Origin of the sequence: Sorangium sp. So ce176, from assembly GCF_051519835.1 — a bacterium.
Lineage (GTDB): Bacteria > Myxococcota_A > Polyangia > Polyangiales > Polyangiaceae > Sorangium > Sorangium cellulosum_G.
The window spans coordinates 2,472,085-2,486,826 of sequence record NZ_CP150371.1; the positions used below are offsets into that span (position 1 = coordinate 2,472,085).

The window sequence follows — 14,742 nt, forward strand, 5'->3', positions numbered from 1 at the left end:
CAGAAGAGAAGAGCCCTCTTCTGAGTCTCTCCTTCTCCTCCTCTGTTCTTCTGGCGCCCTGCCGGTGGACGCCCTCGGACCCCGGTAAACCCCTCAGAACGCGTTGTGCCCCGTGAGCGCGTTCCCGAGGATCAGGCAATGCACCTCGTCGGTGCCCTCGTACGTGTACACGCTCTCGAGGTTGAGCATGTGCCGGACGACCGGGTAATCGAGCAAGATCCCGTTCGCGCCGAGCACGCTGCGCGCGGTCCTCGCGATCTTGAGCGCCCAGCCGACGTTGTTCCGCTTGCACAGCGAGACCTGCACCGGGCTGATGCCGCCGGCGTCCTTCAGCCGCGCGAAGTGCAGCGCCATGATCTGCCCCTTCGCGATCTCGGTCGCCATCTCGACGAGCTCGGCCTGGATGAGCTGCCGCGACGCGATCGGCTGGCCGAACTGCGTGCGCTCGCGCGCATAGGAGACCGCTGTCTCGTAGCAGGCGCGCGCGGCGCCGAGCGCGCCCCACGCGATGCCGAAGCGCGCCTGGGTCAGGCAGCCGAGCGGGCCCTTCAGGCCCACCACCCCGGGCAGCATGTTCTCCTCGGGGACGCGCACCTCGTTCAGGACGATCTCGCCTGTCGGGCTCGCGCGCAGGCTCATCTTGCCGTGGATGAGCGGCGTCTCCAGCCCCTCCATCCCCCGCTCCACCACGAAGCCGCGGATCGACTCGGGCCCCCCGTCATCCACCTTGGCCCACACAACGCAGAGGTCCGCGATCGGCGCGCTCGTGATCCACATCTTCGTGCCCGTGAGCACGTACGAGCTCCCGTCCTTGCGGGCGCGCGTCTTCATCGAGCTCGGATCCGAGCCGCTGTCAGGCTCCGTCAGCCCGAAGCAGCCGATCAGCTCGGCCGCGGCCATCTTCGGCAGCCAGCGCTGCTTCTGCGCCTCGGAGCCGTACTTCCAGATCGGGAACATCGCCAGCGAGCCCTGCACGCTGACGAAGCTGCGCAGGCCGCTGTCGCCGTACTCGAGCTCCTGCAGCGCGAGGCCGTAAGCGACCGAGTTCATGCCGGCGCAGCCGTAGCCCGTCAGCGAGCCCCCGAGCAGGCCGAGCGCAGCGATCTCGGGGATCAGGTCGGTCGCGAACGCCTCGCGGGCGAACAGGTCCGCCGCGCGCGGCAGGTAGCGCTCGCGCACGAAGCGACGGACGGAGTCGCGGACCATGCGCTCCTCGTCGGAGAGCAGCGGGTCGATCGCCATGAGCTGATCGAGCGAGACGGGCTCCTGCGCAGCGGCCATGGGCACAGCCTGTAGCGTGCCTTCGCGCGGCGCGGAAGGGGCGGCGCCGGCGGGCGCGGCCGGCCCCACGGGCGGCCAGCTCACGGGCGGCCAGCTCACGGTCGGATCGAGACGAGGGTGCCCTTCCGTAGCGAGAGCGCGCCGTGCCAGGCGGCCGGCACCTCGGGCGTCGTCCACTCGAACAGCCAGGCGGCGTCGAGCGGCGCGAGGTTCACGCAGCCGTGGCTGCGCGGGGTGCCGAACTCGTCGTGCCAGTACGCGGCGTGGAACGCGAACCCCTCGGTGAAGTACTGGACGAACGGCACGTCGCGGAAGTCGAACGGATCCTCGTCCTCCTCGTCGCCGTCCATCGTGACCGTGACGTGCTTCGTGTGGATGCGGAACAGGCCCTGGATGGTCGAGCGCGTTGTCTTCGGGTCGCCGAGGCCGTCCGCGCCCGTCGAGACCAGGGTCACGTAGACAGGGCGCGAGCCCTCGTAGGCGACGAGGCTCTGCTGGTTGATCGAGACGTCGATCCACTTCCGCCCGCGCACCGCCCACGCGGGCGCCCTGGGGAGCGGATCGACGCGCACGACGTCGTCGGCGCGGACGAGCGAGCCGTCGCGCGCCTCGAGATGGTCGATGCCGCCGACACGGCGGGAGGCGCCGGACAGCGGGAGCGCCTCGCGGAAGCGGAGCGGGGCGCGGGTGAGGCCGCCGCGCTCGCCCGGGACGAGGCGCGTGGCGTGGCGGCGCTTCGCGAAGGCCACGGGGAGCGCGACGTCCTCGGCGAGCCGGAGCCCCGAGAACGCGCTCGGCCGGATGACGCGGGTGCGGTCGAGCGGCAGGACGGTGAGGTCGGTGGTCAGGCCGAAGCGGCGGCCGTCGTGATCGAAGGTCGAGAGCAGCGCGAAGCCGGAGCGCGTGCGGGCGCGGCCGAGGACGAGCGCGTCGGGCGAGCGGCGATCGCCGGCGAGCCCGGGCGCCGGCCGGCCATAGAGCAGGACCGAGGGGGTCGCGTCGGGGGGCGGCGGCGCGACGAAGTCGGGCGCGCGCGCGGCGGTGGCGGCGCGGAGCAGGTGCGCGCCGAGGTCGGGCTCCGCGGTGCGCTGCTCGTCCTCGCTGGGCAGGCGCGCGTAGAGCGGCGGGGTGGGGGAGCGCGACATCACGTACGTGTAGGGCAGGCCGTTGAGCCAGGCGGCGAGCTCTGCCTCCGGCGCGGCGGGGAGGGCAGCGGGCGCTGCGTCTGCCGCGGCGGGGAGGGCCGCGGGCGCCGCGTCTGTCGCGGTGGGGAGGGCTCCGAGGCGCGCGTGTGGGGCTGCGGGCGCGGCCTCGCCGCGGAGATCCAGCGAGGCGAGCTCGGCGCGCGGGGCTGCGGCCTCGCCGCGGGGGGCCGATGGCGCGGGCGAGGCGGCCTGGGCGAAGAACCGGCGGATGGCGCGGCGCGACGAGGCTTCCACCGCGAGGTCGTGGATGTTGAGCGTGGCGCTGGCGCCGATGCAGACGTAGCCGCTAGGCTCGATGCGGTACCAGCCCCCGGCGCACGACTCCCTGCCGGATGGCTCCGGCCGGCGCGCGACAACGGCGCCGGCGCGCAGGTAGCCGATGCGCCGGCTGGTCCAGCGCGGCTCGGCGAAGATCCAGGTCTCCCTGGCGATGCTCGCGAGCTCGTGCACCTCCTCTTTCGGCGTCAGCGGGGCGGCCGGCGGCGGATCGAGCCGGGGGAGCTCGTCGGAGCCGTCGTCGACGAGCTGCGGCGGCAGCACCGGCAAGGCGAGCGGGTCGACGCCTGGCGCCGCGAGATCCGCGGCTGGATCCGTCGTGGCGCTCGCCGTCGCATCCATCGCGGCGCTCACGCCGGGGGGCGCCGCAGGCCCTGCAGGATCCGCGGCGGTCGCCGGGCCTGCGAGCGAGGGAGCTGGGGCCGCGAGGGGGGGCTCCGCCGCGCTGGCCGGCGCGGTGACGGCCGAGGCAGGGGCGGGGGCGGGGGACGTCGCGGCCGGCTCGGAGGCAGGGCGCGGGCAGCTCACGTTGAGCGTGGAGAGCGCAATCGTCGGCAGCAGGAGAAAGCCTCGCACGCGCATACGGACGCGCGTAACAGGGGGCGCGGACGAGGGCCAAGTTCGAGGAGGCCTCCTGTTCGTTGTCCTGCTCTCAGCGCCGGTGTTCTCCGCCTTCAGCCGGCGACCGCCGCCCGCTCGCGCCCGCGCACAGCGGGCCCTGCTTCAGCTCAGAGGTCGCGCGCGCACATGGCGGTGACGTAGTAGCGCCGCGTGGTGTTCGCGTAGGCAACCTGGTAGTCCGTCGTCTGCTTGAACGCGGCGGCGAGGAAGCTGCCGCCGTGCATGAAGCGCATGCTGGAGCGGTTGTCGAGCCGCGAGCAGTCGTTGCAGGGCGTCAGAAGCTGGTAGATGTCGGCGCCGTCGCGGGTGGACTTGTACGCGTTGCCGGCGAGATCCAGGTGACCCCAGCGCCCGGCGCCGTGGGGGAAGCTGCCGACGTCCGTGATGTCCGTGTGCGCGCAGGGATACTGCCTCGAGTCCGTGGGGTAGTTCGTGATGCAGCTGTTCGCGGGGGTTCCGTCGCCCGCCGGGGTTCCGTCGCCCTGGCAGCACCAGGACCCGTCCTGGAGCGTGATGTCGGAGACGCTGGCGCCGCCCCACGGATAGATGCGCTGCTCGTCGCCGCCGGCGGAGGCGTAGTTCATCTCCGCCTGGGTGGGCAGCCGGCCGCCGTCCCACGCGCAGAACCCGAACAGCTCGAACCACGTCGCGCAGACGATGGGCTTCTTCTCCTTGGCTCCGGGGGTGTCGCTCCAGGTCGGCCAGCCGTACGGATCGCAGATGAGCGCAGTCCGGAGCGCGCTCGTGTCGGCGGCGAGCTGCGAGTTCCACGACGGGTCCCAGCCGCTGTTGGGGATCTTGGGGTGAGCGCCCGAGCCGGCCGCCGGCGGGTTCGCCTGCGTCGGGCCGCCGGTCTGCTCGATATACTGACGGAAGCGCCCGACCGTGATGGTGTACTTGTCGAGGTTAAAGTCGCTGATCGTCGCCGGAAGTGCCGGGTTGTTGAGCCGGTTGAACGTGCCGCCGGGCACCCGGAGCGTCGCACAGCACTCGTCGTTCCCGTCGACGCCGCAGTTGGCGCCGGCTCCCGGCGTGTTGCTGTTGCAGCTTATCGGCAGGCCAGACCCCCCGCCTCCACTTCCGCCGCCCTCGCCGCCAGCGCCCCCCTCGCCGCCGGCGCCGCCTGCGTCCCCCTCTCCGCCAGAGCTCGACGTCGTCGTTGTCGTGGAGCTTGTGCTGGAGGCGGTGGTGGAGCTTGTGCTGGAGGCGGTGGTGGAGCTTGTGCTGGAGGCGGTGGTGGAGCTTGTGCTGGAGGCGGTGGTGGAGCTTGTGCTGGAGGCGGTGGTGGAGCTGGTGCTGGAGGCGGTGGTGGAGCTTGTGCTGGAGGCGGTGGTGGAGCTTGTGCTGGAGTTGCTCGTCGTGCTGGTCGAGCCGGGCCCCGTGGCGCTGTCATAGCAAACGTGGAGGGACGGACGCCTCTCCTGCGCGTTCTCGCTCGTCCGGATGTGCGTGCGATTCGCGGTCTGCTCGAAGAGCACCCCGTTGTTCGGCGCGGCGCCGCTCACCCAGCTCTGCACGAGCGCCGTGAGGCTGAGCGTGTGCTCTCCGTAAATGTACCCCTCGCTCGCCTTCAGGGTCCCCACGACCTCGGGATCCCAGGCCGCTGAGTGCGAGTTCCACGTCACCGTGCTCTCATCCCACGCCGTCGTGACCCGGTGTGCGCGCATCACCTCGGGGACCGCGGCGCCCATGTGAAGGGAGAGGTCCGCGGAGACGACGATGGCGTCTCCGGGGATCGACGAGAGATCGAACGCGATCAGCGCGTGCATGCGCGCCCCGTTGCTCTCACCGGCGTACATGTCGCCTCCGATGAGCGTGGCGTCCGCATGGCTGGTATGGATGAGCGCGTCCCTGACCACGCCCGTATCCCCGGTGCGCTGTAGCGTCACGCAGACAGTCGCCGCCTGCTCCGCCTCGTTGATGAGCTCGCCACCGGCGTCCTGCGCGTCGACGCACCCTGCGAGCGCCGCGCCGGCGGAGGCGGCGAGCGAGGCGAGGAGCAGATGCCGAGACCCTCTCACGAACGTCCGATTGCTCATGACGCTCTTCGATCCGCGTCGCCGGCGAGCTCAGCCATCGCGGGCGCTCGTGATGCCGTCGCGCAGGAGCGCCATGATGCGCGCCTGCAAAGAGCCACACCTGCCTGCACGCCGTGAAGGATCATCCTCATCAGGTCAGCCGTCGGATCGTTCTACCGTCAGAGCCGCGCGGCAGCGCGCGAGCCAAACGATATCGTTCTACGGCTTCGAACGGAGTGCGTCAATCGATGATCGATGTTTGCTGTCGAAAACCTGTTGATTGATCGTGGTGCCGGTGCAAGTCGAGCGCCGTGGCGAGATGTCTGGCGATGTCGTTCACGTTTCCGCGCCCGCGTCCGCCGATGACGCGGAGCGCGCGGAGCGGTGGTGCATTTTGTCACTCAATCAAATCCTGGATGGATGGATGGCGCCCGAGCAGAGATGCCTGCTTTGGCCTACATGATTGTCTGCGCGTCTGGCTTCGCGTCGCCGGAGATCCAGCACCACCCCGCCGCCGCGCAGGAACGCTGCACAGTCGCCCCCGATCGTGCGCCTGGAGCAGCGGCTCGCGGCGGGCGGCGTCCTCGGCGCGGCGCTCAGGAAGCACGGCATCTCGGCTTGACCGTGATGCGGCCCGGCGATGGCCGGGGCCGGCGGCGCCGGACGCGAGCTGAAGAGCTCGGTCCAGCGCGCTTTCCCCGCTTCAGCTCACAGATCGCGCGCGCACATGGCGGTGACGTAGTAGCGGCGATCGTCGCCCTTATAGGAGGCCTGGAAGTCCGTCGTCTGCTTGTACCCGGCGGCCAGGAAGCTGCCGCCGTGCATGAAGCGCGCGTTGGAGTTGTTGTCGAGCCGCGAGCAGTCGTTGCAGGGCACCAGCAGCTGATAGATGTCCGAGCCGTCGCGGGTGGCCTTGTACGCGTTGCCGGCCAGGTCCATGTGGCCCCAGCGCCCGGCGCCGTTCGGGAATTTGCCGACCTCGGTCAGGTCCGACGGGCTGCACGGGTAGAGCGAGGGATACCCCGTCTTGCAGGCGCCCGCGACGGTGCCGTCGCCCTGGCAGCACCACGAGGCGTCATCGAGCTCGATGTCCTCGACGCTCGCGCCGCCCCAGGGGTAGATGCGCTGCTGGTTGCCGCCGGCAGACACGTAGTTGATCTCCGCCTGGGTCGGCAGCCGGCCGCCATCCCACGCGCAGAACGCGAACAGCTCGTACCACGTCGCGCAGACGATCGGCTTCTTCTCCTCGGCTCCCGGGGTGTTGCTCCACGACGGCCAGTCCCACTGCTCGCAGATGAGCGCTGTCTTGAGCGCGCTCGTGTCGGCCGTGAGCTTCGAGTTCCACGACGGGTCCCAGCCGCTGTTCGGGATCTTCGGGTGGGCGCCTCCGCCGACGGGCGGCGGGTTGGCCTGCGTCGGGCCGCCGGTCCGCTCGATGTACTGCCGGAAGCGCCCCACCGTGATCATGTACTTGTCGAGATAGAAGTCGCTGACAGTGGCCGGCAGGCTCGAGAGGTTGAGCCGGTTGAACGTGCCCCCGGGGACCGGGAGCGTCGAGCAGCAGTCATCGCTCCCGTTCACGCCGCAGTTGGCGCCTGCGCCCGGCGTGTTGGTGCTGCAGCTGATCGGCAGGCCAGGCACGCCGCCGCCACCGCCTCCGCCCGCGCCGCCCGCGCCGCCCGCGCCGCCCGCGCCGCCCGCGCCGCCCGCGCCGCCGGAGCCCGACGTCGAGGTGCTCGTCGTGGTGGCGCTCGAGCTCGAGGCTGCCGTGGTGGCGCTCGAGCTCGAGGCTGCCGTGGTGGCGCTCGAGGTGCTCGACGCCGACGTGGAGCTGGAGGTGCTCGACGTCGACGTGCTGCCGCTCGTCGAGGTGGCCGAACCGGAGCCCGTCGCGCTGTCGTAGCAGACGTAGAGATCCGGTCGCTTCTCCTTCGCGTCTTCCGGCATCTCGCTCGTCCTGATGTGGGTGCGGCCCGAGGACTGCACGAACATCATCCCGAGGTTCGGATGGACACCGCTCACCCAGTCCTGCACGAGCCCCGTGACGCTGAACGTGCGAGAGACGTTATAAACGCTGGTGGCGCCAGGCGTGAAGGAGGTCTCGACCGTGGGGCTGAACGCCGTCGAGAGAGCGCTCCACTGACCCGAGGCATCGGCCTCCTTCCACGTCCACGTGGAGCTGGCCCCGGCGGGCGGTTGTACCCGGTGTACGTTGACCGCCTCGGGGCCGCCGGAGCCGATGAAGACGGTGACGTCCGCCGACACGATGGTGGCGTCGTCGGGGATCGCGGAGAGGTCGAACTGCAGCAAGGAACGCTGCTTGTACAGGGTCCCGCTGACATCCTTCACGCCCGCATACGCGTCGGTGCCGTTGTGCGAAGTGTCGGTGTATTCGTAGATCAAGACGTCTTTGACGACGCTCGTCCCCACGCCGCGCTGGATATGAACACAGGTCGTCACCGCCTGCTGCGCATCACCGATCTGCTCGTCCCCCGCGTCGTACGCGTCGACGCACCCGGCGAGCGCCGCGCCGGAAGCGGCGACGAGGGAGGCCAGGAGAAGATGCCGAGACCCGCCAACGACAGTGCGATTCCTCATGATACTCTCCGATCCGCGTCGCCAGGCGAGCACCGCCCGCGAGGCCACATGTGATGCCCCTGTGCAGGAGCGCCAAAGCGCGCTCCTGCCAAACCCATCATCCACCTGCGCGCCGCCTCACCTCTCAACAGGTCAGCGGTCGGATCGTCTTGGCTTCGATCGGCACGCGAGGAAAACGATACCGTTTTACGTCTTCAAACGGAACGCGTCAATCGCGAACCGAAAATTGTTGTGAAAAGCCTCGTGGTGCTGAGTTGTGAGTCGGCGCAAACTGACCAGTGTTGCACGCTTCGCCGGCGGTTGTCTAGCCCCCTGCGCGCCCGTCCTGCGCTGTTCGCGATGTCGCGCTCTCGCGGCGCGGCGCGCTGGGCGGATATTTGCCGACTGGCTGCGCGTGAGCGGGGACGACGGAGCAGAATCGCTTGATTCCGCCTACCTGACTGCCTGCCCGACCACCAGGCCCACTCAGCTTCTCAGCCTGGCTCGGCCCGCTCTGCCTGCGCAGGCGCCATCGTCTGCGCAGCTTTCTGGCGTGCTCGGTCGGCTGGATTACCTGCCGGTGCCCTGTCCAGACGGGGAGTCCGGAACGACGGCTCGGGAGAGGCCCTCTTCGACCTCCGTGACGATCATCGTCGCGAGGAGGTCGAGCAGCGTGCGGCCCTCGTCCTCGGTGGCCTCGCGTGGAGCGCCGGTGTAGGCATCGGCCATGCCGAGGGCGCGGAAGCTCTTCGCCCCCGCCCGGATGCCCTCCGATAGGCTCACGCCGAGGTCCGGCAGGCCGAGGGCGATGTCCTTCCGGACGAGCGCGGAGGCCGCGGCGAGGACGAGGGAGGTCTCGTAACGTCCCGCGTGGCAGGCGCCGCTCCGGAACTCGGCGGAGAGGGTCCGCGCCCAGCGGCGCGCGAGCGGGCAGGCCACGGAGGCGCGGCCCGCGGGCAGGTCGCCGATGGCGGCGCGCACAGCGCGGTCGTGCTCCGGCTCGAGGTGGTTGTTGATGAAGCAGACGTGCGACAGGCCCGCCGACAGGTACGCCTCGGCGACGGCGCGCAGGAAGGCGGTGAGCGCGGGCGCCGGGATCGAGATCGCGCCCGCGAAGCCCGCGGCGAAGTCGGTCACGCCGTAGCCGACGGGCGGCGCGAGGAGCGCGGCGACGCCCCGCTCCCACAGCCGCCGGCCTGCCAGCTCGGCCGCGGCCTCGCCGATGAGCGTGTCCGTGCCGAGCGGCAGGTGCGGGCCGTGCGGCTCCACCGACCCGACCGGCACGAGCGCGACGCACGGCGCGCCGGCCGACAGGAGCGCGGCGAGCTCTGCCGTCGTGAGCTCGGCGAGGCGGGGCGCGGCCTGCACGTCCGCGTCCTCTAGAGCCCCGCCGGGTTCTCGCCGGCGGCCTCGCGCTGGCGGAGGACCCTGCGGTCGACCTTCCCGCGGTCGTTCCTGGGGACGTCGTCGACGAAGACGATCCACCGCGGGTACTTGTGCTTGCTCAGCCGGTCCTTCACGAAGGCCTTCAGCTCCGCGGCGAGCGTGGCCCGCCCCTCGTCGGTGGCGACGCGGCCGCGCGCGTCGTCGCGCACGGCGATGAACGCCTTCGGCTTCACGAGGCCCGCCTCCTCGGCGCCGATCACAGCGGCGAGGCCGACCGCCGGGTGCCCGGCCAGGCACTCCTCGACCTCGACGGGCGCGACCCAGACGCCGCCCACCTTGAGCAGCTCGTCGGCGCGCCCGCTGAACCAGAGGTAACCCTCGGCGTCCATGCGGAAGAGATCCCCGGTGCGGCACCAGTGGCCGTGGAACGTGCTCCAGCTCTTCTCGCGATCCTGGAAGTAGCCGATCGCGACCGAGTCGCCCTTCACCCACAGCACGCCTGTCTCGTCAGGGGCGAGCTCGGGCGCGCCCGCGCCTGCCGCGTCCGAGGGGAGGATCTTGAGCGTGTACCCCTCCACGGCGCGGCCGAGCGACCCGGGGCGCACGTCGCCGGGGCGGTTCGTGCAGTAGATGTGGAACATCTCGGCGGAGCCGATGCCGTCGTAGACGTCGGCGTGGAACCGCGCGCGGAAGCGCTCGAGGAGCGCAGACGGGAGCGCCTCGCCGGCGGAGAGGTGGAAGCGGACGCTGGAGAGGTCGAGGCGCGGCGCGCCGCGCGCCGCGAGGGCGTCGTCGTGGTCGAGCAGCTTGCCCATCATGGTCGGGACGTTCGTGACCACCGTGGGGCGGTAGCGCTCGATGAACTGCGCGAGCGACTCCGGCGTCGGCCTCTCGACGAAGAGGCCGGCCGTCGCGCCGACGGCGAAGGGGAACATCAGGTTGGTGCCGGTGGCGTAGCCGAAGAAGAGGCGCGGCACCGAGACGGTGATGTCGTCCCGGCGGTAGCCCACGGTCGCCTTGGCGTAACGCTCGGTGTTGAAGGCGAAGTCGCGGTGCGTGTGGATCGCCGCCTTGCTCCTGCCTGTCGAGCCGGACGTGAACAGCCAGATGGCGACGTCGTCGCGCCGCGTGGGGCGGGGGCCCTGCAGCGCGCTCTTCGGCGCGAGCGCGACGCGGCCCTGCGCGAGCGCGTCGCGGAGCGAGATGCCCCGCACCGGGTCGAGGGCCGGCGGGACGGGGAGCTCGGCCTCGAGGTCGCCGCCGGTCGGGACCTCCGGGACGAGGACGAGGGTCCGGAGATCCGCGGCGGCGAGCGCGTCCATGATCGACTCGGCCACGCGCGGGATGGTGACGACCGCCACGGCGCGCGTGTACTCGACGAGGTACGCGATGTCGGCCGCGGGCGCCTCGGGGTTGCCCATCGCCACGACGGCGCCGTGGCTCAGCGCCGCGAAGAACGCCCACACGAACGCGGGCGAGTCGTGCAGGACGATGAGCACCCGCTGCTCGGCCGCGACGTCCTCGAGCGCGAGGTGCGCGCGCAGCGTGCGGACCTTGTCGGCGACGTCGGCGTAGGTGTGCCGCTGATCGCCGAAGAGCAGGGCGACCTTGTCGCCGAGGCCCTCGCGCAGCCGGTCGAACAGGTAGTAGTCGGCGAGGTTGAAGTCCTCGGGGAATGTGGGTGGGTTCATTGTCACGCTTGCTCTCGCCTCCACGGCGGCGCCGTGAGCCGCCGCCTCCCTCCGTCGGTCGTCGCGACGCCCGGCGCGTCGAGGCCCTGGCGGTCCCAGAGCTGGCACGTCACGGGCCGGTGGCGCTGATCGAGCGCCTCGCAGTAGTTCGAGTAGATGCACCGGCGGACCTCGCCGCCGCGGCCGAGGCGCAGCTTCAGGAACCAGTCGGGATCGGCCAGCGTCTGCCGCGCGGCGCCGATCAGGTCGGCGTCGCCGCGCGCGAGGATCGCCTCGGCCTGCGCGAACGTGCAGATCCCGCCCGCCACCACGACCGGCGTCTCGAGGCCGGCCTCGCGCACGGCGCGCCGGATCTGCGCCTGCTTCGGGATCTGGCGCCCGAACGGCCCCGCCGCGTCCGAGAGCGCCGTCGGCATGCACTCGTACCCGCTCGGGCCCGTGTAGGGGTACGCCGCCTCGCCGACCTTGGGCTGCTTCGCGTCCTCGAACTTGCCGCCCGTCGAGAGCGAGAGGAAATCCATGCCGGCGCGCGCGAAGGCGAGCGCGAAGAACGCCGCGTCGTCGACCCGGTTGCCCCCCGCGATGACGTCGTCGCAGAGGAAGCGGCAGCCCACCGTGAAGCGGGGCGACACAGCGGCGCGCACGGCCGCGTAGACCTCGAGCGGCAGGCGCGCGCGGCGCTCGCGGTCGCCGCCGTAGCCGTCCGGCCGGGTGTTCAGCGCGGAGAGGAACGACGCCATGGTGTAGGCGTGCGCGTAGTGGAGCTCGACGCCGTCGAAGCCCGCCTCGCGCGCCCGCGCTGCGGCGGCGGCGAACAGGCCGGGCAGCGCGCGCGGCAGGTCGCGGATGTGGGGGAGCGCGACGTCGGTGACGCGCTCGCGCTCGCCGAAGCGCAGCGCCTCGAGCTCGCGCGGCGCGAGCACGGCCGACAGCCGCTCGTCGTCGAGCGCGACGAGCCGCTCGCGCACCTCGACCTCGGGCGCGCCGAGGAGCCCCGGCTCCCCGAGCGCCTCGGAGAGCGCGCGCCTGTGCGCGCCGGTGATCGCCAGAAACTCCCGGAGGAACCGGTCCCGCGGCGGGCGCCTGCGGATGCGCAGGAAGTCGATGAGCTGGAGGAACACGCGCGTCCGGCCGCCGCTCCGGGCGCGGACCGTCCGGACGAGCTCGCGGAGCCCCGGGATGAACCGGTCGTGGCCGGCGCGGAGCAGCGGCCCGCTCGGCACGTCGCGGATGCCGGTCGCCTCGACGACGAGCGCGCCGGGCTGGCCGTCGGCGAAGCGGCCGTACCAGTCGAGGACGTCCTGCGTGACGAGCCCGTCGTCCGTCGCGCGCCACGGGACCATCGCCGGCACCCACGAGCGCTCGGCGAGCTCGAGGCCGGAGGCGAGGCGGAGCGGCGAGAAGAGGCGCGCGCGCGCCGCCTCGCCCGCTGTCGGGGGCGCGTCGGGGGGCGGCGCGTGGCGGATCCGCTCCGGGGGCTTCCACATCGCTACCGGGCCTCACCCCGCGCGCGCTCGTCCGCCGGGGTCTCCGCGGCCGCGCGCTCGAGGATCCCCTTCGCGATGATGAGCTTCTGGATCTCCGTCGTGCCCTCGTAGATGCGCAGCGGCCGGATCTCGCGGTAGAGCCGCTCCACCTCGGTCCCCTCGATGACGCCCATGCCCCCGTGGAGCTGGACGGCGCGGTCGATGATCCGCTGCGCCGCCTCGGTGGCGAACATCTTCGCCATGGCCGCCTCGGTCGAGACGCGCGCCGCCGCGCCGGCCGCCGTGTCGCGCTTGTGGGCCGCGCGGGCGACGAGGAGGCGCGCCGCGTCGAGCTCGGTCGCCATCTCGGCGAGGTACGCGCGCACCATCTGCTGCTCGGACAGGGGCGCGCCGAACTGCCTGCGCCGCGTGACGTGCGCGATGGCCTCGCGGAGGGCGCGCGCGGCCATGCCGTTCGCCGCCGCGCCGACCGAGATCCGGAAGGCGTCGAGCGTCTGCATCGCGAGCTTGAAGCCGCCGCCCACCTCGCCGAGGCGCGCGCTGTCCGGCACGCGGCAGCCCTGGAAGCGGACCCGGCCGATCGGGTGCGGGACCGACATCGGCAGCGGCTCCGAGGAGACGCCGGGCGCGCCGCTGTCGACGAGGAACGCGGTGATCGCGGCGCGCCCCGCGCCCCGCGCCCCGCCGCCGCCCTCGGGGGCCCCGGTCGCGCGCGCGAAGACCACGAGGTGGTGCGCGAGCGGCACGTTCGAGATCAGCACCTTCTCGCCGTCGAGCACCCACCCGTCGCCGTCGCGGCGGGCCTCCGTCCTCAGCGAGGCGACGTCGCTGCCCGCCTCGGGCTCGGTCAGCGCGAAGGCCCCGACGCGCCGCCCCGACAGCACCTCGGGCAGGATCGCGCGGCGCTGCGCGTCGCTGCCGGCCAGCACGACCGGGTACGAGCCGAGCCCCTGCACCGCGAAGATCGCGTCGGCGAGCGGGGAGACCTGGCCGAGCGCCTCGCGGACGAGCACCAGGGCGCGCACGTCGATCGCGGTCGGATCCGCGGCGCGGCCGGGGCTCGTGGGCGCGCCGCCGAGCGCCTCGGGGACGAGGTGCGCGTAGAGCCCGAGCGGCTCGCCCAGGCAGCGCGCCACGGCGGCGGCGTCGCGCGCTCCGGCGAGCGGCGCGAGCGGCGCGAGCGCCTCGGGCGTCAGCCGCGCGGCGAGGGCCGCGTGGCGCTCCTCGAAGAAGACAGGGAGCTCGGCCGAGGAGAGCGCGAGCGTCGTCATGAGCGGGGCGTCAACGGGCCGGTGGACCGCGGGGTGGGGGGCGCGTCGGCCCCGGCGGCGGGCGGCGCCGCGGCGTCGCCCAGGTCGGCGCCCTCGAAGCGCGGCGGGCGCTTCGCCTTGCTCGCCTCGTAGGCCTCGCGGAAGTCGGGGTGCGCCATGCAGAGCGCCTGCGCCTGCGCCTCGGCCTCGATCGCGGCGGAGAGCGGCATCGTGCGCTCGCTCTCCAGCATCTGCTTGGTGATGGCGTGCGCGAACGCCGGCCCGCGCGCGAGGCGCGCGGCCCACCCGCGCGCGGCCTCCAGCGCCTCGCTGTCGGGCACGACGCGGTTCACGAGGCCGATGCGGAGCGCCTCGTCGGCGCCGACGAGATCGCCGAAGAAGAGCAGCTCGGCGGCGCGCCCGTGGCCGACGATGCGCGGCAGGAGGTACGACGCCCCCATGTCCGCGCCGGACAGGCCGACCTTCGGGAAGATGAATCCGAAGCGGGCGCTCGCCGCGGCGATGCGCAGGTCGCAGGCGGCGGCGATCACCGCGCCGGCGCCGACGGCGACGCCGTTGACGGCCGCGACGACCGGGCGCCGCAGCTCGCAGATGCTCTGGATCAGCGCGCCGGTGACGCGGGTGAACTCGAGCAGCCCCCGCGCGTCGCGCGAGAACAGCTCGGCGATGATCCCCTCGACGTCGCCCCCCGAGCAGAAGCCGCGCCCCTGGCCGGTGAGCACGACCGCGCGCGCGGCCGAGCGCTCGAGCGAGCGGAAGGTGGCGGTGAGCTCGCCGTAGACCTCGAAGGTGAGGGAGTTCAGCCGGTCGGGGCGGCTCAGCGTGATCTCCGCGACGCCGCGGCTTATCTCGAGCTGGAACGAGCGGGGGCTGAGGGTCATGGGGCCTCTCGGTTCGGTGCGGTGCTGGTTCGATCGACGCGCCTCGGG

The 14,742-nt window shown here is 72.5% G+C and carries 9 protein-coding genes; all 9 read right to left on the reverse strand.

The annotated features are described in order from the left end of the window. Nucleotides 1-93: 93 nt before the first annotated feature. The 9 genes from WMF42_RS09570 to WMF42_RS09610 all read right to left on the reverse strand — a co-directional run bounded on the left by WMF42_RS09570 (nucleotide 94) and on the right by WMF42_RS09610 (nucleotide 14,694). Nucleotides 94-1,281 (reverse strand): acyl-CoA dehydrogenase family protein, encoded by a 1,188-nt coding sequence (locus WMF42_RS09570; protein WP_437691615.1) that lies wholly within the window; start codon nucleotides 1,279-1,281, stop codon nucleotides 94-96. A gap of 95 nt (nucleotides 1,282-1,376) precedes the next feature. Continuing rightward, entirely contained in the window at nucleotides 1,377-3,104 is a 1,728-nt protein-coding gene (locus WMF42_RS09575) for a L,D-transpeptidase (RefSeq protein ID WP_437691617.1), read from the reverse strand. Nucleotides 3,105-3,490: 386 nt separating this feature from the next. Beyond that, nucleotides 3,491-5,422, reverse strand: a complete 1,932-nt coding sequence (locus tag WMF42_RS09580) for an SUMF1/EgtB/PvdO family nonheme iron enzyme (RefSeq protein ID WP_437691619.1) — start codon at nucleotides 5,420-5,422, stop codon at nucleotides 3,491-3,493. A gap of 687 nt (nucleotides 5,423-6,109) precedes the next feature. Next, on the reverse strand, nucleotides 6,110-7,999 hold the full coding sequence (locus WMF42_RS09585; protein ID WP_437691621.1) for an SUMF1/EgtB/PvdO family nonheme iron enzyme: 1,890 nt from the start codon (nucleotides 7,997-7,999) through the stop codon (nucleotides 6,110-6,112). A gap of 549 nt (nucleotides 8,000-8,548) precedes the next feature. Then, on the reverse strand, nucleotides 8,549-9,346 hold the full coding sequence (locus WMF42_RS09590; RefSeq protein WP_061607507.1) for a creatininase family protein: 798 nt from the start codon (nucleotides 9,344-9,346) through the stop codon (nucleotides 8,549-8,551). Between the two features lie 11 nt (nucleotides 9,347-9,357). Further along, nucleotides 9,358-11,055 carry an AMP-binding protein gene (locus WMF42_RS09595; RefSeq protein ID WP_437691623.1) on the reverse strand — a complete coding sequence of 566 codons (1,698 nt, stop codon included), beginning with the start codon at nucleotides 11,053-11,055 and terminating at the stop codon, nucleotides 9,358-9,360. 2 nt (nucleotides 11,056-11,057) lie between these two features. Continuing rightward, nucleotides 11,058-12,542 (reverse strand): NADH oxidase, encoded by a 1,485-nt coding sequence (locus WMF42_RS09600; protein WP_061607509.1) that lies wholly within the window; start codon nucleotides 12,540-12,542, stop codon nucleotides 11,058-11,060. Nucleotides 12,543-12,544: 2 nt separating this feature from the next. Further along, a complete protein-coding gene (locus WMF42_RS09605) occupies nucleotides 12,545-13,813 on the reverse strand; it encodes an acyl-CoA dehydrogenase family protein (RefSeq protein ID WP_437691625.1) in 1,269 nt (422 codons plus the stop codon). Beyond that, nucleotides 13,810-14,694, reverse strand: coding sequence for an enoyl-CoA hydratase family protein (locus tag WMF42_RS09610; RefSeq protein ID WP_437691627.1), 885 nt, complete (start codon nucleotides 14,692-14,694; stop codon nucleotides 13,810-13,812). The genes WMF42_RS09605 and WMF42_RS09610 overlap by 4 nt, the downstream gene beginning before the upstream one ends. Between the last annotated feature and the right edge of the window lie 48 nt (nucleotides 14,695-14,742).